The 18,997-nt window shown below is 40.3% G+C and carries 16 protein-coding genes; 8 read left to right on the plus strand and 8 right to left on the minus strand.

Annotated elements, in window-relative coordinates; translation table 11 throughout:
• Positions 1-45: 45 nt before the first annotated feature.
• From ACKPCE_RS06300 to ACKPCE_RS06315, 4 genes are all read right to left on the minus strand, one after another.
• Positions 46-1,011: a tetratricopeptide repeat protein gene (locus tag ACKPCE_RS06300; RefSeq protein ID WP_319504545.1), complete on the minus strand. Its 966-nt coding sequence runs from the start codon at positions 1,009-1,011 to the stop codon at positions 46-48.
• A 13-nt stretch (positions 1,012-1,024) separates the two neighbouring features.
• Entirely contained in the window at positions 1,025-2,947 is a 1,923-nt protein-coding gene (locus tag ACKPCE_RS06305; RefSeq protein ID WP_319504546.1) for a RecQ family ATP-dependent DNA helicase, read from the minus strand.
• Entirely contained in the window at positions 2,944-4,662 is a 1,719-nt protein-coding gene (recJ, locus tag ACKPCE_RS06310; protein WP_319504547.1) for a single-stranded-DNA-specific exonuclease RecJ, read from the minus strand. Before recJ ends, ACKPCE_RS06305 begins: the two co-directional genes overlap by 4 nt.
• A gap of 114 nt (positions 4,663-4,776) precedes the next feature.
• The gene (locus ACKPCE_RS06315) at positions 4,777-5,208 is read right to left on the minus strand and encodes an acyl-CoA thioesterase (RefSeq protein WP_276966626.1); all 432 of its coding nucleotides are present in this window, start codon (positions 5,206-5,208) and stop codon (positions 4,777-4,779) included.
• Between the two features lie 78 nt (positions 5,209-5,286).
• Here ACKPCE_RS06315 and ACKPCE_RS06320 point away from each other — a divergent pair, with 78 nt between their 5' ends.
• From ACKPCE_RS06320 to glmM, 8 genes are all read left to right on the plus strand, one after another.
• Positions 5,287-5,850, plus strand: coding sequence for an L-threonylcarbamoyladenylate synthase (locus ACKPCE_RS06320; RefSeq protein WP_276966625.1), 564 nt, complete (start codon positions 5,287-5,289; stop codon positions 5,848-5,850).
• 35 nt (positions 5,851-5,885) lie between these two features.
• Positions 5,886-7,676, plus strand: a complete 1,791-nt coding sequence (locus ACKPCE_RS06325; protein WP_319504548.1) for a chloride channel protein — start codon at positions 5,886-5,888, stop codon at positions 7,674-7,676.
• 22 nt (positions 7,677-7,698) lie between these two features.
• On the plus strand, positions 7,699-8,673 hold the full coding sequence (fmt, locus tag ACKPCE_RS06330; RefSeq protein WP_319505930.1) for a methionyl-tRNA formyltransferase: 975 nt from the start codon (positions 7,699-7,701) through the stop codon (positions 8,671-8,673).
• A 943-nt stretch (positions 8,674-9,616) separates the two neighbouring features.
• The gene (rpe, locus tag ACKPCE_RS06335) at positions 9,617-10,267 is read left to right on the plus strand and encodes a ribulose-phosphate 3-epimerase (protein ID WP_319504549.1); all 651 of its coding nucleotides are present in this window, start codon (positions 9,617-9,619) and stop codon (positions 10,265-10,267) included.
• 84 nt (positions 10,268-10,351) lie between these two features.
• Entirely contained in the window at positions 10,352-12,352 is a 2,001-nt protein-coding gene (locus ACKPCE_RS06340) for a ComEC/Rec2 family competence protein (RefSeq protein WP_319504550.1), read from the plus strand.
• A gap of 46 nt (positions 12,353-12,398) precedes the next feature.
• Positions 12,399-13,430, plus strand: coding sequence for a DHH family phosphoesterase (locus ACKPCE_RS06345; protein WP_024996634.1), 1,032 nt, complete (start codon positions 12,399-12,401; stop codon positions 13,428-13,430).
• Positions 13,431-13,557: 127 nt separating this feature from the next.
• Positions 13,558-14,151, plus strand: a complete 594-nt coding sequence (locus ACKPCE_RS06350; RefSeq protein WP_319504551.1) for a BamK family beta-barrel-assembly machinery protein — start codon at positions 13,558-13,560, stop codon at positions 14,149-14,151.
• 27 nt (positions 14,152-14,178) lie between these two features.
• On the plus strand, positions 14,179-15,567 hold the full coding sequence (gene glmM, locus ACKPCE_RS06355; protein WP_319504552.1) for a phosphoglucosamine mutase: 1,389 nt from the start codon (positions 14,179-14,181) through the stop codon (positions 15,565-15,567).
• A 58-nt stretch (positions 15,568-15,625) separates the two neighbouring features.
• Here the strand turns inward: glmM and ACKPCE_RS06360 are convergent, their stop codons facing one another.
• The 4 genes from ACKPCE_RS06360 to ACKPCE_RS06375 are packed head-to-tail and all read right to left on the minus strand — an operon-like array spanning position 15,626 to position 18,968.
• Positions 15,626-16,249, minus strand: a complete 624-nt coding sequence (locus ACKPCE_RS06360; RefSeq protein ID WP_319504553.1) for an aminotransferase class IV family protein — start codon at positions 16,247-16,249, stop codon at positions 15,626-15,628.
• Positions 16,233-17,219 (minus strand): aminodeoxychorismate synthase component I, encoded by a 987-nt coding sequence (locus ACKPCE_RS06365; protein WP_319504554.1) that lies wholly within the window; start codon positions 17,217-17,219, stop codon positions 16,233-16,235. The genes ACKPCE_RS06360 and ACKPCE_RS06365 overlap by 17 nt, the downstream gene beginning before the upstream one ends.
• A gap of 11 nt (positions 17,220-17,230) precedes the next feature.
• On the minus strand, positions 17,231-17,734 hold the full coding sequence (locus ACKPCE_RS06370; protein ID WP_319504555.1) for an NUDIX hydrolase: 504 nt from the start codon (positions 17,732-17,734) through the stop codon (positions 17,231-17,233).
• Positions 17,735-17,741: 7 nt separating this feature from the next.
• The gene (locus ACKPCE_RS06375; protein WP_319504556.1) at positions 17,742-18,968 is read right to left on the minus strand and encodes an S-adenosylmethionine:tRNA ribosyltransferase-isomerase; all 1,227 of its coding nucleotides are present in this window, start codon (positions 18,966-18,968) and stop codon (positions 17,742-17,744) included.
• Positions 18,969-18,997 lie beyond the last annotated feature (29 nt).

Genomic DNA, 18,997 nt, shown 5'->3' on the forward strand with positions numbered 1-18,997 from the left:
TGGTTATTGGGTAAATATTAGGATGTAAACTGCAATTTTATTTGCTCAATGCACAAAACCCAGTATGTTGTCGAATTTTTCTCCTTGGTTATCGAATTGACCGCTTAGGGCAGCCTCTTCGCGAGGGTTAAGTTCCAATGACTTTTTCATATCTTCTACAGAACCTTCTTTATCTCCATTTAATAATTTGGCGCGACCACGTTCGTGATACGCTGCGGCAAAGTTGGGGTTTAGTTCTATGGCTTCATCGAATGTGGCTATAGCTTCCACCAGCTTTTTCTGCGAAATGTATAGTTTGCCTAGGAGAAGGTACGCTTGTTCATTGAATGGGTTTAATTCCGAAACCTGTTTATAGCTTTCTTCTGCCGCTGCAACCTGATGGGTTGCCTCAGCCCATCTTCCTTTTAAAAGTAAAGCGGCTTCATCATCGGGTGATTGTTGCAATATCGTTTCTATATCCTCGGACGCTTCTTTATATACTTGCATGGATAGCAGTTCTTCTGCCCGCAGAAGCAAAGCCTCGGTATAATCTTCTTTTAAAGTAATGGCTTGGGTGAGATGGGCAATCGTGTTCATTTGATCCTTCAATCCGTGCTCCGCTTTGGCTAGCCATAAGTAGGCGGTCGCATTTTCTTTCTCCAGCTCAACGGCTTTCTGTGCATTCGTTTTCATGGCAGCGTAATCTTCCTGCATGTAACATACATGAGTCAGCTGAAAGAAGGTACTGATGATTTCAGGTTCCATTTGAGCCATTTCCTCGAGTATTTCGCGTGCTTTTTCTAATTCGGAAAGTTGCGTATACAGTTGGGCAAGATAACTCATGGTCTCAAACTCTTTTTCAATGGCTAATGCCTGCGTGAAGCATGACAATGCATAATCGATGCGTCCCATACGTTGAGCACGTAGTCCGTCAAACTTTAATATATCGAAGTTTTTCTTCTCGTTTTTTGCTTTAGCTTCCTCGGGAGTCTCTGTCTTTCCCAAAAAGAATGATTTAAAGAAACTGGCCATGTTTGATTATTTTTTAGTTATTTGCAAAAGTAGTATTTTTTGTTTGAAGCATACCATCCTCCATTTGAATTTCTCCTTTGTCAAGCAGAAAGCGAATAACGGCGGCAATCTCTTCTTTATCGGCCTCAATGAGTCGGGCTAGATCGGCAGGTGTGCGTTGTTGCACACTGAGCATTTCCAGAATCTGCCTGCGTAACGCATTATAGGACGAATCGGTCACCCCATTGTTTTTCTTTCGATTGATGCAAGTGTCGCATTGCTCGCAGTTGTGTTCGTTCTTCTCTCCGAAGTAATGCAGCAACATCCTGCTGCGGCAAGCCGTTTCTGATGTTACATATTCCAGCATGGCTTTGATACGGGCTTCGTAACGCTCTTTGCGTTCTTCGTATACGGTTTGGCTGATTTGAAGATGCCGCAATTCTACTCGCTCTCTTTTATATATAATATAAGGTGTCTTTTTGTGTGGAACATAATCGAGGATTCTTCGTTTGGCCAATACGATGAGTAAATCGTATATCTGTTGGCGGGTAAGACCTGTGCGTATAGCCAACGAATCTTCGTGTATATAAGCATAATCGGTAAACACGCCTGTGTATGAACGAAGGATGGTTTGTATCAATAAGTCTGCCTGTTCACCCATTTCACGAAGTTTATAAAGTTCTTCGCGGCGTATGGTGAAGAGTAGTCGTGACGCATTGTCTTGTTCGTCGGTGTATTCAATGTAACCAGCCTGGGTCAGGATCTTTAGGGCGCTGTCGGCAGGCACAGGGAAGTGTTTGTATTTTCGGCAGAAGTCCTCGAGGTTAAAATCGAACATACACCCCAATCCGTCGCCCATTGCCATTTGGTAATAGTAATTCAGTTGCTCGTAAACCTGCTTTATATAGTCTTTTTCGGGAAAGGTATCTGATATTCGTTTTTTAAGAGCGGCCTTATCCGAATTAGCATACAAGATAATGGCGTATGCCTTTTCACCATCTCTTCCTGCTCTTCCCGCTTCTTGAAAGTAGGCTTCGGGAGAGTCGGGCAAATCTAAGTGAATAACGGTCCTTACATCGGGTTTGTCTATTCCCATACCAAAGGCATTGGTGGCAACCATCACCCGGCATTCACCGGATTGCCATCGTTTCTGGCGAAGGTCTTTCACGTCATTGTTCAGGCCGGCATGATAGAAGTCGGCTGTGATACCTTCACGTTGAAGGAAAAGTGTGGTTTCTTTGGTTCGTTTTCTATTTCGTACGTAGATGATGGAACTTCCGGGCATTCGGTTCAATATGTGCAGAATTTCGCCGGTCTTATTGTCAGTGTTGCGCACAATATAAGCCAGATTCTTGCGCTCAAAACTCATTCGAAATACATTCTCCTTTTTGAAATGAAGACGTTGTTGAATGTCTTTCACAACTTCGGGAGTAGCTGTTGCTGTGAGTGCAAGTACCGGAATGTCTGGTAGAAGTTCTCTGATTTCGGCAATCTTCAGGTAAGCCGGTCTAAAGTCATAACCCCATTGCGAGATGCAATGACTTTCGTCAACGGTAATCATGCTGATGTTCATGGAGCGGAGCTTGACACGGAATATTTCCGTGTCAAGTCGTTCCGGTGAGATGTATAAGAATTTATAGTTTCCGAAGATGCAGTTTTCCAATGCAACTATAATTTCTTGACGGGTCATGCCCGAATAAATGGCTATGGCCTTTATGTCCCTGCTCTTTAGGTTTTCTACCTGATCTTTCATCAATGCAATGAGCGGGGTAATAACGAGGCACATTCCTTCCTTTGCCAATGCCGGTACCTGAAAGGTGATAGACTTTCCTCCACCGGTAGGCATTAGCCCGAGGGTATCTTTTCCTTCTCCAATGCTGGTGATAATTTCTTCCTGCAAATCGCGAAAAGCGTCATACCCCCAATAGCGTTTGAGTATTTCGTGATAAAGGCTCACTCTGCGGGTTTGATATCTTCAATTTGTAATTGCACTTCGCCCTTTCTATGGGAGTTCTCTTCAATGGAGTAGCAGATATCAAAAGAACGTTTGGTTTTGATATAGCGTACATGAGAACTTTGTCCGAATGCAATGCCGTTCATAACGTTATTCGATTTATTGTCGACCAGCTCCAGCTTGATGTGTTCTTGATCGCGCCCTACCACTTTACTAGTACCATAATCATAAACGTGATGCGTACAAAATATGGGTTTGTTATTTCCTGGTCCAAAAGGGTTGAACTTCTTCAGATCACTGGAGAACTTGGCGTTGATGTCTTTGAAGTCAATTTCAGCATCAATATCAATCACCGCAAAGGTCTGTTCGGGCAGAATATGTTTCGATACGAATTCTTCAAATCGTCTGGTAAACTCGGGTACTTGTTCAATTTTCATTGATAGGCCGGCAGCATACGTATGGCCGCCAAAGCTGGTAAGCAAGTCGCGACAATGTTCAATGGCTTTATATACATCGAATCCGGAAACAGAACGAGCCGATCCTGTTGCCATGTCATCAGTACGTGTAAGTACTACGGCGGGACGGTAATAAACTTCGGTCAGTCGTGAGGCCACAATTCCGATAACTCCTTTGTGCCAGTCTTCGTTGTAGAGTACAATGGAGCGACGGTCCGCCAGTCCTTTAAGCTCTGTTACGATGTGATTGGCTTCTTCTGTCATTGTTTTATCCAGGTCCTTTCGGGTTTCATTGTACTGGTTGATTTGGTTACCCTTTTCTAAGGCGGCTAACAAATCCTTCTCTGTCAGCAGGTCAACCGCCTCTTTCCCGTTTTGTATGCGTCCCGATGCATTGATGCGCGGTCCGATTTTGAAAACAATATCACTGACGGTAATTTCCTTCTCAGTTAGTCCGCATACATCGATAATGGCTTTCAATCCTACACTGGGGTTACTGTTTATTTGCCTAAGTCCATGGTAGGTCAGAATGCGGTTTTCGCCCATAATCGGAACGATGTCCGACGCGACACTCACGGCAACTAAATCGAGTAACGGAATCAGGTGGTGAAATTCTATACCGTTGTTGAGGGCAAATGCTTGCATGAATTTAAATCCTACGCCGCATCCCGAAAGATGTGTGTAAGGATAAGTGTTGTCGGCTCGTTTGGCATTAAGGATGGCTACGGCGGGTGGCAGTATGTCGTCGGGCACATGGTGATCACAGACAATGAAATCGATCCCTTTCTCTTTTGCATAAGTGATTTCATTGACAGCTTTGATACCGCAATCGAGTACGATGATTAATCCTACGCCGGTTTCTGCAGCATAATCAATCCCCCGGTAAGAAACTCCGTAGCCTTCATTGTACCGGTCGGGTACGTAGTAATCAATGTTAGAATAGAATTGTTGGATGAACTTGTAAACAAGAGCCACGGCTGTGGTTCCGTCAACATCGTAATCTCCGTAAATCAGTATACGTTCTTTCTTTCCCATCGCCTTGTTCAGGCGTTCCACTGCAATATCCATATCGTTCATCAAGAATGGATCGTGCAAATCAAGCAGTTGCGGACGGAAAAAACTCTTAGCTTCAATTGCTGTTGTTATTCCCCGTTGTATTAATAGACGACCCAGGATAGGACTGATTCCCAGTTCCCGGGCCAATTGCTCACTCGCTTGTTCTTCTTCTGGTGTTATGGGTCGATAATTCCATTTGTGATTCATTTTATATATTGTTTTTTTTCTTTCTTTGCTTCAAAGGAATGGCGGCTTGTTGTGCTTCGCCATTGATTGGTAAAAGTACGAAAAAAAACGAAAGCCCACGTAGAAATTTAACGATTATTTTTTTCGCAGGTCACGACCTTCGAACTGACAGATGGCATCTTTCCATTCTTCTTCCAGTTCTTTAGATTCGTTCTTCTCGAGATCAAAAGCTACCATAACCGATTTACAGATGCATTTTACTTCGTCCGTATCAACGTCGACCACACGTTGAATAAGATGGAAACTTTTTTTGCCGATTTCATATACGGCAGTCTGCACAGCCACATTATCAGATGAAAATACGGGCGAGAGGAAATTGGCTTCGATGTTGACAACTACAATTCCATCTTTACTCCAGTCGACATGCGGACATACAAAGGCGAAGTATTCTGTCTTTCCCAAATCATAAAAGGTAAAATAAACAGCATTGTTCACATGCCCAAACTTGTCTACATCGTTGAAACGAAGCTGTATGGGCAGTGTGTGGTGAAATTCAATTTCTTCCATTATGTTCTCTCTTAAACTTTTTATTGTCGGGCAAAAGTACTATTTTTGCGTGTTATTCATTATACAATAGGCAAAGAAATGATTGAAGATATTAAAAAAGCCTGCCAGGTAATGGCCGAAGGCGGTGTTATTCTTTATCCTACTGATACCATTTGGGGACTTGGTTGCGATGCCACAAACCCTGATGCGGTACGTAAAGTTTATGAAATCAAACAACGGGCTGATAGTAAAGCGATGCTCGTATTAGTTGATTCTGCAGTGAAAGTTGATTTCTATGTGGATGAAGTCCCATCTGTAGCGTGGGATTTAATAGAATTGGCAGATAAACCGATGACTATTATTTATTCAGGTGCTCGGAACTTGGCTCAAAACTTATTGGCGGAAGACGGTAGTGTAGGTATACGTGTTACTTCCGAAGATTTTTCGCGTCAGTTGTGTCAACGCTTTCGCAAAGCTATTGTGTCAACTTCAGCTAATATAAGCGGACAGCCTTCGCCGGCTAACTTCAGTGAAATCAGTGAAGAAATTAAATCGTTGGTGGATTATGTGGTTACGTATCGTCAAAATGAGATGAGTCGCCCCAAACCTTCGAGTATTATTAAACTTGACAAGGGTGGCGTAATTAAAATTATTAGAGAATAGATTCCGAACCAAGGGCTTGGGAATAAACAGTTATCATGGAAAAAATAAACATAGGTATCATTCAGCGTTTTATCATTTGGCGGGAAAACGAAATTCAGGAGAAGCATTTTATCTTGATGTTAAGTTTTCTGGTAGGCTTGTTTACAGCTTTTGCTGCTTTAATATTAAAGTATCTTATTCATTTTATTCAGAACTTCCTTACCGACAATTTCGATTCAACTGAAGCTAACTATTTGTATTTGGTTTATCCGGTAGTGGGAATCTTTTTGGCTGGTTTGTTTGTCCGTAATATTGTGAAAGATGACATTAGTCATGGAGTTACAAAGATTCTTTATGCCATCTCGCGTAGGCAGGGACGCATCAAACGACATAATATCTGGTCGTCAACAATTGCCAGTGCTATTACTATTGGTTTTGGTGGTTCAGTAGGAGCGGAGGCACCTATTGTTTTGACGGGGTCTGCTATAGGTTCTAACTTGGGAAGTCTTTTTAAAATGGAGCAACGCACGTTGATGTTGCTTGTGGGATGCGGTGCTGCCGGAGCGATATCGGGCATCTTCAAGGCACCAATCGCGGGACTCGTTTTCACCATCGAGGTATTGATGATTGATCTAACCATGAGTTCTTTGCTGCCATTGCTTATTACCTCGGTTACTGCTGCGACGGTTTCTTATGTTGTTACCGGACAAGAGGCTATGTTCAAGTTCCACATGGATCAACCGTTTTTATTGGAACGTATTCCGTATGTTATTTTGTTAGGCATTTTTTGCGGACTGGTTTCTTTGTATTTCACCCGAGCCATGAATGTGGTCGAGAATTTCTATGCCCGTTTCAAGGGGGTGTACAGCAAATTAGTTTTGGGAGGTGTCATGCTGAGTATACTAATCTTCCTTTTTCCTCCGCTTTACGGTGAAGGTTATGATACCATAGAATTATTGCTCAACGGGATAAGCAATATGGAATGGGATACCGTTATGAATAATTCTCTGTTTTACGGATACGGTAACTTACTCCTTGTTTACTTGTTGCTTATTGTCCTTTTTAAGGTATTCGCATCGGCTGCTACAAATGGAGGCGGGGGATGCGGAGGTATTTTTGCCCCTTCACTTTTTCTGGGCTGTATTGCTGGCTTTATATTTTCTCACTTCAGTAACGAACTAGGCATTTTTCCCGGATTGCCCGAGAAAAACTTTGCTCTTATGGGAATGGCAGGCGTAATGAGTGGGGTGATGCATGCACCGTTGACGGGTGTGTTTCTGATTGCTGAACTGACCGGAGGATATGATTTATTCCTTCCATTGATGATTGTGGCCGTAAGTTCTTATCTTACCATCATTGTGTTTGAGCCTCATAGTATTTACTCCATGCGTTTAGCCAAAAAAGGAGAACTACTTACCCATCATAAAGATAAAGCAGTGCTCACGTTGATGAAAATGGAAAATGTGGTAGAGAAAGATTTTGTGACGGTTCATCCTGAAATGGATTTGGGTGAACTGGTTAAAGCCATTTCAACCTCTCACCGCAATGTATTTCCTGTAACTGATAAGAATGGAGTGTTGTTGGGTATTGTATTGTTAGATGACATCCGTAATATTATGTTTCGTCAAGAATTGTATCACCGGTTTACGGTTAATAAGCTGATGACTTCTGTGCCAGCCCGTTTATTTGACACAGATAGCATGGAGCAGGTGATGAAAACTTTCGATGACACAAAGGCGTGGAACTTACCGGTTGTGGATAGAGATAGTCGGTACTTAGGGTTTGTTTCGAAATCGAAAATATTTAATTCGTATCGACAGGTATTGGTTCATTTCTCGGAAGATTAATCTTTTTAGTTAAGTTAGTATGATGGATAAAAAGGATTTAAGAATAGTATATATGGGCACTCCGGAGTTTGCTGTTGAGCCTCTGCGTTGCCTGATTAAAGGAGGGTACAACGTAGTAGGGGTGATTACCATGCCCGATAAACCCGCAGGAAGAGGGCACAAAATACAGTATTCTCCTGTCAAAGAGTTTGCTCTGGAGAATAATTTACCTTTATTACAACCCGAAAAACTGAAGGAGGAGACATTTATTGAAGCTTTGCGCGAATGGAAAGCTGATTTGCAAATAGTGGTTGCATTTCGTATGTTGCCTGAGGTGGTGTGGAATATGCCTCGTTTGGGCACGTTTAATTTGCATGCTTCTTTGCTGCCTCAATATCGTGGAGCAGCTCCTATTAACTGGGCGGTGATAAATGGAGATACAGAAACAGGTATAACTACATTCTTTTTGCAACAAGAAATTGATACGGGAGAGGTAATTCAGCAGGTAAGTGTGCCTATTGAGGAAACCGATAATGTAGGAACGGTACATGATAAGTTGATGGTGTTAGGCGGTAAGTTGGTTATTGAAACGGTTGATGCTATTCTGCAAGGAACAGTTAAAGCTATGCCTCAAGATAAAATGGCCGTACAAGGCGAACTGCGTCCGGCTCCCAAAATCTTTAAAGATACTTGCCGGATAAATTGGAGGCAGTCGGTTAAATCGGTGTATAACTTCATCAGAGGACTCTCGCCTTATCCGGCCGCGTGGGCGGAATGGGTATCTCCTGCCGACGAATCAATGGTCGTGAAGATATTTGATTCGGAAAAGATAATAGAAGAGCATCGTTTTGAGCCGGGTACAATCCGCACAGATGGCAAATCATTTATTCATGTTGCTGTGGTTGATGGTTTCCTTGCTATCAAAGAATTGCAATTGCCCGGGAAGAAACGTTTGAAAACGGATGAACTATTGAGAGGATTCAAGCTGACCAATCATTTTTATATGAAGGTGGATTGATCCATATATTAACCACATGAATGAAAAACCAATTGATAGAGTTAAACACGCGTTAAGTTAATTCTGCTGATTGGTGGAACTAATTTTACAAATTCTCCCATTTACATCATGAATCAAAGGAATCTTGTCAAGAGCAGTTTTATGTATTATTAACTAATAAAGCAGGGAGCAACAATCATCAGCAAGACTTTGGTAAAACATAACCAACTTTTTGAAAAACATAACCGACTTTTTTTAAAAGATAACGAGCAATTTTAAATCGTAAACCGTCTTTTGGCCCCTGAGCAACCGTCTTACGACTGTAACACGGTTGCTCAGGGGTCTTTTGCTACCGTGCGAACCGGCGCGAGACACCGTGTTAATGCAATCATAAACCGTTAAGACATAAAAAAAGGCAGGAGTACGAACTCCTGCCTTTGCGCCTATAATAATTTGAATATACTATAAGCTTATAAGTACAAAGATAATACATTATACTGTCAATTCCAAATCATTGTGGTTCTTTTATCAGGTTATTATTAGGGCACAAACCGTGGTGTTTCGAATGTAACGAAAACAGCCAATCCGCAAAATAAATACATAAAGGAACCAACGAAAATCCCTATATACAAACAATAAACAGATAGATGCTTATAAGGAATCATCGCCAAAAAAGTTGGTGATACTTGGTGATACTTGGTGAGGCTTTTTTTTAGCCAAGTGTCACCTATAATTATCTGATTATCAATTTGTTATAAGGTTGGTGATACTTGGTGATACTTCTTTTCTATCATTTTATGAGCAACAACACTTGTGCAAGTATCCGTTGGCGGAGTTACATGTGCGCTAAGTTAGCTAAGTTCATTCTTTTTGAGGTTTACTATGTGTTTTTGTCTTACTTCATGTCGTAATCTAAAAACAATCATGTATTTTTGTATTTATAAAATTAAAAACAACTGCAATTATGAAACCAATTATAGCCCCATCTATTTTATCGGCGAATTTCGCATACCTGGCAAAAGATATTGAAATGATTAATAACAGTGAAGCAGAGTGGGTACATATTGATATAATGGACGGAGTTTTTGTTCCTAATATTTCTTTTGGCTTTCCTGTGTTGAAGTTTGTTGCCGAATTGAGCGAGAAACCGCTTGATGTGCATTTGATGATTGTGAATCCCGAAAAATTTGTCAATGAGGTAAAGGCACTGGGTGCACATGTAATGAATGTGCATTACGAGGCATGTCCCCACATCCATCGGGTGATACAGCAGATTCGTGAAGCGGGTATGGAGCCTGCGGTAACAATCAATCCGGGCACACCGGTTTCTTTGCTGAAAGATATTATTCGTGATGTATATATGGTACTCATTATGAGCGTAAATCCGGGCTTTGGCGGACAGAAATTCATTGAGCACTCAGTTGATAAAGTGAAAGAATTACGTGCATTGATTGAAGAAACTGGCTCAAAAGCGTTGATTGAAGTGGATGGTGGAGTCAACAAAGAAACGGGTGCTCTGTTAGTTGAGGCAGGAGCAGATGTACTGGTTGCCGGAAGTGCCATTTTTAGTGCACCCGATCCCAAAAGGATGATTGTTGATTTAAAGAATCTATAATATAAGCCTGTGGTTCCTCAGCTGGCTTTTTTGCATCAACATGTTTTTTTGCGTTTGTTTATTCCGCTAGCTAGTGGGATAGCTATGGCCGATTATCTCTTTGAGGCTCACCGTTCTGTGTTGTTGGGGTTTCTTTTCTGTTTGTTTCTTCTATCTTTCTTCTTGTTACTATCAGGCTTCTTTTGCCGGAAGTACACTTTTCGTTGGTTGTTTGGTGCAGGCGTTTATGTTTTTTTCCTGACGTTAGGAATGGCAGTCTGTAGTTTTCATTTAGAGAAGGTAGTTGCTGTATTTCCTATAGAAGAAGCTACTTCTCGTGTTGTGTTAACGAATCACGTACAGGAAAAGGAAAAAAGCCTTTTGTTTTCGGCCTCTTTACAGCCGACCGGCGAAAAAATACTTTTGTATTTTTCAAAAGATTCACTTAGCAAAACGCTAAAGCGTGGTGATGAGCTACTTATTCGCAGCAAAATTTCACTACCGAAAAATAATGGGAATCCTGATGAATTCAACTATTCTCGTTATCTCTTGCATCAAGGTATTAGCGGTACAGCATTTATTGCATCAGGCAGTTGGAAGAAAAACGGGCATACGGATAGCAGAACATTGCGACAGATCGCTTCCGATTGGCAACATGGCTTATTGAACCTTTATCACCAACAGAATTTTTTATCAGATCAGTATGCTGTTCTTTCAGCACTAACCATTGGTTACAAAGATGATTTGAGTGATAGTATTCGTGAGAGTTTCTCTATTTCTGGAGCCAGTCACGTGCTTGCGCTCTCAGGCTTGCATGTGGGATTCTTGTATGGCTTGCTATTGTTTTTAATGCGGGGATTCTCACGTTCATTTAAATTGAAAATAGTACGTGCTGTAGTTGTCATTGCTGTGTTATGGCTATTTGCATTTATAGCTGGCTTGTCTCCCTCAGTGGTTCGATCGGCTGTCATGTTTTCCTTCTTTGCTCTCTCTACTTTGGCCAACGGACGCCTGTTTTCGCTAAATAGCCTATCGGCAGCGGCTTTTATGATGTTACTGGTTTCTCCTTGCTGGCTTTTCGATGTTGGCTTTCAACTCTCATTCGTAGCAGTTACTGCTATTTTGTTTATTCACCCATTAATATATAATAGAATTACCCCCAAACATAAATTGCTACGCTATGTATGGGGTATACTATCGATCTCTCTAGCTGCTCAGATAGGTACCGCCCCTTTGGTACTTTATTATTTTTCACGCTTCTCTACCCATTTCTTATTGACTAACTTGCTGGTGATACCTCTAGCCTCCGTTATAATGTACTTGTCAATTGCCTTTTTCCTTTTTATTCCACTACCTTTCATCCAACAATGGATTGTTTGGCTGTTGAAACAAGCACTTGACTTTCTCAATAGTTCGGTGCGCTGGGTGGAACATTTGCCTTACTCCTCACTAGAGTCGGTATGGGTTTACACATTGGAAGTTCCTCTTATTTATCTTTTACTTTTTTTCGGAGTACGTTTCTTTTATAAGAAAGAGGCTAAAACATTGATTTGCGCATTAACTTTGCTGCTTTCTTTGTGTAGTTATCATCTAGTGATGCGTTTGCATGATCGCCCTCAAAACAGTATTGCTTTTTACAACATACCGGGTTGTGCCGCTGCACACTTTATCAGGTCCGATGGTAGTTCACTGCTTGCTTATGCAGATACTGTGCCAACTAACAAGCGAGTGCATCAAGTTATGAACCGTCATTGGAGCCGGTTGCAACTGGAAACGCCTGTTGTGATGCGTGGGGCACCTATCAATCAAAACGTTTTTTTTCCAAATCGAATGTACAATTTTTGCGGGAAGAGGATTTGCTTCATGCGCACTAGAGGTTGGACGCTTTCATCGGCTGATAGCCGACTTAGAATTGATTATCTATATGTTTGTAAAGGTTATAAAGGGACAATAAAAGAACTAACAGAACTATTTAAGGTTAGCGTTGTATTGATTGATGGTTCTTTTGCTGGTTCTCGTCAAAAGACTCTCACTGATGAATGTACCGCATTGGGAATTCACTTTATTTCCTTGGCTGAGAAAGGTTCTGTTACCTTTTTGATCTGATTGAGGAAATATTTTGTTACTTTTGCCAATCATTTATAAGAATAGTATGCTAAGCAAAATTATAGATCAAACTAAAATAGATCATTTTACCAAGTGGTTTGAACGCTCAGAGAGTATTGTCATTGTATCACATGTTTCACCGGATGGCGATGCTATTGGTTCTTCATTGGGATTGATGCATTTTCTTGAGTCACAAGAGAAAACGGTGCATGTTGTTGTCCCTAATGCCTTTCCTGATTTTTTGAAATGGATGCCCGGGGCCAAGGAGGTTGTGCTTTATGATCGTTATAAAGACTTTGCTGATCGCCTTATAACGGAGGCTGATGTCATTGTTTGTTTGGATTTTAATGCTATCAAACGAATAGAAGAGTTAGGTGATGTTGTGTTGGCTTCCAAAGCACGGAAAATAATGGTTGATCATCATTTACATCCCGAATCATTTTGCGAGATCGTTATTTCTCATCCTGAGATATCTTCTACTTCCGAACTTGTATTCCGTCTGATTTGTCGCATGGGATACTTTGAAGATATCACTCTGGAAGGAGCAGAATGTATTTATACGGGAATGATGACAGACACGGGAGGATTCACTTACAATTCTAATAACAGAGAAATCTATTTTATTATAAGTGAATTGCTATCAAAGGGGATAGACAAGGATGATATTTACCGTAAAGTGTACAATACGTACTCCGAAAGTCGGCTTCGACTGATGGGATATATTCTTTCTAATATGCATGTGTATAAAGAACATCATGCAGCTCTTATTTCTTTATCAAAAGAAGAACAAGGCAAATTTGACTATATAAAGGGTGATAGCGAAGGTTTCGTTAATATTCCTTTGTCGATTAAAGATGTTTGCTTCACTTGTTTCTTGCGTGAAGATACTGAGAAGCAGATGATTAAGATATCTTTGCGCTCTGTAGGTACCTTTCCTTGCAATAAATTTGCGGCCGATTTCTTTAATGGGGGCGGTCATTTGAACGCTTCGGGAGGAGAGTTCTGCGGAACATTGGAAGAGGCGAGAGCTGTCTTTGAAGATGGATTGGAAAGATACAAGGAGTTGCTCAACGCTTAAACTGCATATTTAGCAATGCAACGGTTAAAAGTATTGCTTTAAAGGTTAATATTTCAGAAGTTTACGCCGATATTTTTAACTTTCAATAAAAATAGAATATTTTTGCCTTACTTATTATATAGAGAAAATGAAAAAACTTACTTTGTTATTTGTTACCTTATTGTGTTTGGGATTTATGTTTCAGGCGTGCGATGATACCAAAACTTACGCAGAGCAGCTTGAAGATGAGGATAATGCCATCAAGGATTTTATTTCCAAAAACAATATTAAAGTGCTTTCGCTGGTTGATTTCGAGGCTAAAGGCAATACAACGGATTTGAAAACGAACGAGTATGTGGCTCTTTCAGGTGGTGTGTACATGCAAATTGTTGATAAAGGAACCGGAGATTCCATTAAAAATAATGATATAGTACTGGTTCGTTTCATGGAATATGATATCATGTCTCAGGATACAACATCTGTGTCTAACTATGATGCTGACGGATGGGTAGATGAATTCCGATATTCTCTTTCGGGTACGACAGCTTCAGGTCTGTTTACTGCCGGCAGCATGTTGTATTCGTATGGGACTGCTGTTCCTTCAGGATGGTTATTGGCTTTGAAGTACGTGACCGATCGTGCTCATGTGAAACTAATTGTTCCTTCCAAAATGGGGCATGACTCCTCTTTAAGGTATGTATATCCTTATTTCTATGACATCAGAAGATTCCAAATTTACTAAGAACCTAATTTTTTTAACCGATAAACTATGACATTAATAAAATCGATTTCCGGTATTCGAGGTACCATTGGCGGGGTGACAGGTGAAGGACTTAATCCGCTTGATATAGTTAAATTTACTTCGGCTTATGCTACTTTAATTCGAAGAACTTGTAAGGGTAGCAGTAATAAAATAGTTGTAGGACGTGACGCCCGTATCTCGGGGGAAATGGTGAAGAATGTGGTTGTAGGGACACTCATGGGAATGGGTTGGGATGTTGTTGATATTGATTTGGCTTCCACTCCAACGACCGAGTTAGCTGTAACCATGGAAGGAGCTTGTGGCGGTATTATTCTTACTGCATCGCATAATCCCAAACAATGGAATGCCTTGAAATTACTCAATGAAGATGGCGAATTCTTAAATTCGGAGGAGGGAAGCGAGGTTTTGCGTATGGCTGAGGCTGAAGATTTTTGTTATGCAGAAGTTGATAAACTGGGAACTTACAGACAGGATCTCACTTATAACCAAAAACATATTGATAGTGTGTTGGCGTTGAAGTTAGTAGACGTTGATGCCATTAGAAATGCTGGATTCCGGGTGGCAATAGACTGTGTAAACTCAGTTGGGGGTATCATCCTACCTCAGTTGCTTGAGCAGTTGGGAGTCAAGTCAATTGAAAAATTATATTGCGATCCTACTGGACACTTTGCACATAACCCTGAACCGCTAGAAAAAAATCTGGGCGACATAATGAATCTGATGAAAGAAGGAAAAGCGGATGTGGCTTTTGTCGTTGACCCTGATGTTGACAGATTAGCTATGATTTCTGAAGATGGCACTATGTATGGAGAAGAATATACGTTAGTTACTGTGGCGGATTATGTATTGAGACATACTCCCGGTAATACGGTCTCAAATTTGAGTTCAACTCGAGCGTTACGTGATGTAACCCGCAAATATGGAATGGAATATTATGCATCTGCAGTGGGTGAAGTGAATGTGGTAACCAAGATGAAGGAAACGCATGCTATAATAGGAGGTGAAGGCAACGGCGGAGTTATTTATCCGGAAAGTCATTATGGACGTGATGCTTTGGTAGGAATTGCGTTGTTCCTTAGTCATCTGGCCCATGAAGGGAAAAAAGTTAGTGAACTACGCGCCACGTATCCTCCTTACTTTATTGCTAAAAATAGGGTAGACCTTACTCCGGAAATTGATGTAGATGCTATTCTGGCTAAAGTAAAAGAGATATATCGAGACGAGGAGATAAACGATATTGATGGTGTGAAAATTGATTTTGCAGATAAGTGGGTGCATTTGCGCAAAAGCAATACGGAACCGATTATTCGAGTGTATAGTGAAGGCTCTACGATGGAAGCAGCCGAAGAAATTGGGCAGAAAATCATGAATGTCATAAACGAATTAGCTAAATAATCTGTATACGTACAATTGATTGAATAGAAAGGTGCCATATAATGGGCACCTTTTTTATTTATTCAGATAGCTTATTGTTTTCTGAACAACGGATGATAGTCTGAGGAGTAATAGGGATGATTAATTCTCCGAAGGGGATTAGGGCATTGAACAGGGCTATCTTTTTATAACAAAAAATATCTTCGACAATAATATCTTTTGGAATAACTATTCCTTTATTAATAAGAAACGCCCTTTGTGTTCCTTCTAATAGAGGTTTAGCGGGGGTAAACCATTGAGATCCATTACCGACTGCTATATTGGCAATGGAGGTGTCAGTTAGCATACCATTTTTTACAATTAACACATCGTCACAGCTATTACGCTGAGCAAATAAAGCGCTTAATTCATCTCGAGAAGAACTTTTATATCGATAATTCAGACTATTACAATGGATTATTTGTAATGAATGTATGGGTCGTAATGTATAAGGGGTATATGTAATTTCACGTATTTCTTCGTTGTATAGAATACGACATTTTATTCTTCCTCCTTCAGAAGGTACTTTAATAGAAGTACCTAAATCAAGATCGATAGCATGCGGAAAAAACTGTCGACGTGTGGAGTTAAATCGTCGATTATGATATTCAAGATTATGAATAACTCCATTTTCAATTCGTATGGTTTCAATAAATTGGCACATATATTTTCTGAATCATTTCTTGATATTCACTTATAGCATTACTTTGACAAGTAATCCCACCTCCGCTTTTAAAATAAAGTTTGCCGTTTTGCAATTCAACAAAGCGAATCATAACTGTTGAATCTAAAGAAAAACCGTCAAAATAACCGGCTATTCCGGTGTAAAATCCCCGATCATAGTTCTCGGCTTCTTTTATAATTTCGGTTGTTTTCTTTTTGGGTGCACCAGTAATAGAACCAGCAGGGAGTAGTTTGAATAATATGTTTCCTAAATTTTGATGATAGTTATCAGGTAATCTACCTGTTATTTCCGTGCTGGTTTGTAGGATCTTTCCGCTGTTGGTTGTGAGTTTGTCAATATAGCGGTAGCGGGTAACTGAAACTTTGTGAGCAACCATGCTGAGGTCATTACGGATGAGATCAGTAATTGTGGCATGTTCGGCCATCTCTTTCTCATCTTCCAATAGCTTTTCGGCTGCGCGGGGAAGGTCAGCTCGAATCGTTCCTTTCATGGGGTAGCTACTAATAATGCCGTTATTGATTTTAATGAAAGTTTCTGGTGAGAAACATACAAAATGGTTAGCTAACCTGATTTTATAGGTTGCCTCAGAATGAACAAAAATATCATCTAAGCTTAAGTTAGATTCCACTGGTGTTATACAAGTAAGGTTTGCCAAAAAGCTATTTCCTTTTAAGATGTTGTTTTTCACTTGATGGAATGCTTTTTGATATTCTTCGAAAGGTATTGGACTAGGACTCCATACAATAGGATGAGGTTTAACTGGTGTATTTGTATGCTGGTAATTCGTTTTAGTACCAAACTGATACAACAGTTCGTCGGTATCTATTGCGTTTGTTTCTTCAATGTATGAACAATTATGTTCAAAGTTGATGAGAAAAACAAACGGAACACTTTTCCCGGCAAGTTGATTGATACGTTTTATAGCATTGATCCTATTGTACAATCGCATGGTTGTCTTGTTTAGAAAAGTTTTATTCGCTGAAGCTCGCTTTCAAAGTTGGGAGTAAATACGCCTTTTCCTAAATGTTCTCTGATTTCATCAATACTCCAGAAACGACCACCGTCAAGTTCTTCACTGGGATTTATAAGTCCGTCATATATGGTTTTGTGCGCAAAAACCAATTCTCGTTCTCGTTCTGATTCGAATATGTAATGCGCTAGAATTTCAGGTTTGAAATCGCTGATACCCAATTCTTCCTGCGCTTCTCTCTTAAGCGCTATTTCAACACTTTCACCAAGATCGACATGTCCGCCTACGGAAGTATCCCACTTGCCGGGCTGAATATCTTTCCATTCGGGACGTTTTTGCAAGTAAAGTTCTCCTTTTGAGTTAAAAACGTGCAAATGAATAACCGGATGTAGTTTCTTGCTTCCATCGTGGCATTCACCACGTGTGGCAGCACCGATTATGTTGCCTTCTTCGTCGACTAAAGGAAATAGTTCCTCATTATTATCTTTGTTCATTTTTATTTTAAGGAATTAGTAGTGAAGAATCTCCGTAGCTTAAGAAACGGAATTCATTTTTCAATGCATAATTGTATATGGCTTTCCAATTACCTTTCACAAACGCTGAAACAAGAAGTAATAAAGTGCTTTGTGGTTGGTGAAAATTAGTCACCATAGCTTTTACAATGCGATAGTCATAACCTGGAGCAATAATAATCTGGGTGCTGCTATGTAATGCTTCCATCTGATGTTTATCCAAGTAGTCTACAATGCATTGCAATGCTTCAGTGGCAGAAATATTTTCTTCTGAATTTTTATTGTATGGCTGCCATTGTTGTACATGTAGTTCCTCTTCTTGTGCATTCGAATTATTATATAATTTCACGCCAATATGATACAAACTTTCCAATGTGCGCACTGAGGTAGTTCCTACTGCAATTGCTTTTCCATGATGTTCTATAAGTTTCTTCAAGGTGGTTCGTGATACAGAAATATATTCTGTATGCATCTCATGCCCTTCTATCTCTTCACTCTTTACAGGCTTAAATGTTCCTGCTCCCACATGAAGGGTCAATTCCTCGCATTCTATTTTTTTACTAGCTAAGGCCTCAAATACACGTGGCGTAAAATGTAGTCCTGCAGTAGGTGCCGCAACGGATCCTTTTATTTTTGAGTAAACTGTTTGATATGTTTCTTTATCCTTTTCTTCTGTTTCACGGTTAAGATAAGGAGGAATGGGTAATTCTCCGAACTCTTCCAGTATATCCGCAAAAGTTATCCCTGGATTGTTCCACTTGAAATCAACCCAATGACTTGTTCCGTGATTTGCACCGCGTGTAGCGGTCAGCATAATTTCTGTCTCTTTTACAATAATTGTTTTATGTAAAGCTCCTTCTTTCCATTTCTTGAGATTTCCAATCATGCACAACCAAGCTGCATGTTCCGTTTGTTGGAAGTTGAGTACATAGTCGTTAGGTGATATTGGTTCTAAGCAGAATATTTCAATTAATGCGCCTGTTTCTTTACGAAAATGAAGTCTGGCCTGAATCACTTTCGTGTTATTGAAAATCATTAAATCGTTTGAATCAATATAATTCGGTAGAGACAAAAAGTGATCCTGAGTAATTTCGCCTCGGTTGTAAATGAGTAGTTTTGACTCATCCCTTACTGTCAGCGGATATTTAGCGATGCGTTCCTCTGGAAGAGAATAGTTGTATTCGCTTATTTTGATATGTTTTGGGTTTTCTTGCATGATTTCTTTCTTTCTTGCGCAAAAGTAGC

Origin of the sequence: Bacteroides graminisolvens (assembly GCF_963666085.1) — a bacterium.
GTDB lineage: Bacteria > Bacteroidota > Bacteroidia > Bacteroidales > Bacteroidaceae > Bacteroides > Bacteroides graminisolvens.

Bases quoted from the DNA above. Each gene is read 5' to 3' on its own strand.
- ACKPCE_RS06370 (WP_319504555.1), bottom strand. From the start codon at position 17,734: ATGAACAAAGATAATAATGAGGAACTATTTCCTTTAGTCGACGAAGAA.
- fmt (WP_319505930.1), top strand. From the start codon at position 7,699: ATGGATAAAAAGGATTTAAGAATAGTATATATGGGCACTCCGGAGTTT.
- ACKPCE_RS06320 (WP_276966625.1), top strand. From the start codon at position 5,287: ATGATTGAAGATATTAAAAAAGCCTGCCAGGTAATGGCCGAAGGCGGT.
- ACKPCE_RS06345 (WP_024996634.1), top strand. From the start codon at position 12,399: ATGCTAAGCAAAATTATAGATCAAACTAAAATAGATCATTTTACCAAG.
- ACKPCE_RS06325 (WP_319504548.1), top strand. From the start codon at position 5,886: ATGGAAAAAATAAACATAGGTATCATTCAGCGTTTTATCATTTGGCGG.
- rpe (WP_319504549.1), top strand. From the start codon at position 9,617: ATGAAACCAATTATAGCCCCATCTATTTTATCGGCGAATTTCGCATAC.
- ACKPCE_RS06340 (WP_319504550.1), top strand. From the start codon at position 10,352: ATGGCCGATTATCTCTTTGAGGCTCACCGTTCTGTGTTGTTGGGGTTT.
- ACKPCE_RS06300 (WP_319504545.1), bottom strand. From the start codon at position 1,011: ATGGCCAGTTTCTTTAAATCATTCTTTTTGGGAAAGACAGAGACTCCC.
- ACKPCE_RS06365 (WP_319504554.1), bottom strand. From the start codon at position 17,219: ATGCGATTGTACAATAGGATCAATGCTATAAAACGTATCAATCAACTT.
- ACKPCE_RS06350 (WP_319504551.1), top strand. From the start codon at position 13,558: ATGAAAAAACTTACTTTGTTATTTGTTACCTTATTGTGTTTGGGATTT.
- ACKPCE_RS06375 (WP_319504556.1), bottom strand. From the start codon at position 18,968: ATGCAAGAAAACCCAAAACATATCAAAATAAGCGAATACAACTATTCT.
- ACKPCE_RS06315 (WP_276966626.1), bottom strand. From the start codon at position 5,208: ATGGAAGAAATTGAATTTCACCACACACTGCCCATACAGCTTCGTTTC.
- ACKPCE_RS06360 (WP_319504553.1), bottom strand. From the start codon at position 16,249: ATGTGCCAATTTATTGAAACCATACGAATTGAAAATGGAGTTATTCAT.
- glmM (WP_319504552.1), top strand. From the start codon at position 14,179: ATGACATTAATAAAATCGATTTCCGGTATTCGAGGTACCATTGGCGGG.
- recJ (WP_319504547.1), bottom strand. From the start codon at position 4,662: ATGAATCACAAATGGAATTATCGACCCATAACACCAGAAGAAGAACAA.